Origin of the sequence: Parablautia muri (genome assembly GCF_009917485.1) — a bacterium.
In the GTDB taxonomy this organism is placed as follows: Bacteria; Bacillota; Clostridia; order Lachnospirales; family Lachnospiraceae; genus Suilimivivens; species Suilimivivens muri.
In genome coordinates this window covers 1-710 of the sequence record NZ_QZDT01000194.1, presented here as the reverse complement: position 1 = coordinate 710, position 710 = coordinate 1, and the positions used below count along the sequence as shown (strand labels likewise).

The window sequence follows — 710 nt, the reverse complement described above, 5'->3', positions numbered from 1 at the left end:
CACTTACAAGGAAAAGTTTTGACATAATCATGCCTGCATTCTCTTTTCAAATGGTGTCATATATCCATTTGATGAATGTGGGCGGATATGATTGTAATACGCATATGCATAATCCATAGTTGCATTATTTAGTTCTTCGTCTGTTGAAAAACGGTGTTTGCTGATGAATTCCGCTTTGAACGTCCCATAAAAGCTTTCCATTGGGGAGTTGTCATAGGGGCATCCCGCTTTACTCATGCTCTGCTCAATCCCTTCTTCTTTACAGTAATCTGTAAATGCCCGCGAGGTATACTGTGAACCCTGATCACTGTGCAGCATCAGGTTTTTTGGATGATAATTTCTTTCCAGAGCTGCTTTCAGCGTCTGCACAGCCAGCTCTGCATCGATATGGCTGCTGTTGAGGGCTGCCACCACAGATCTGTCAAACAGGTCAATAATGCTGCAGTTATATCGCTTCCTTCCATCTTCCATAAAAATATAGGTAAAATCTGTACACCATTTTTCATTTGGCTTTTCCGCATGGAATTTCCTGTTTAGATGATTTTCAAACTTTTTATAGCAGTCCCCCTTTTTGTATGCAGGCTTTTTGGGTGTCACTGTGGATCGGATCCCCAATTCCTGCATATATTTTAATACAGTTGTATTGCTCAAACTGATTTTCGCTCGCAGCAAATAAACCCTCATCATCCGATATCCTGGATTTCCAGAGT

Annotated in this window: 1 protein-coding gene; it reads right to left on the bottom strand. The window is 41.1% G+C overall.

Annotated features, from left to right (window positions below; translation table 11 throughout):
• Positions 1–27 precede the first annotated feature (27 nt).
• Positions 28–710 (bottom strand): IS3 family transposase (locus D5281_RS25180; protein WP_160562567.1); only part of this gene is annotated, 683 nt, incomplete at its 5' end.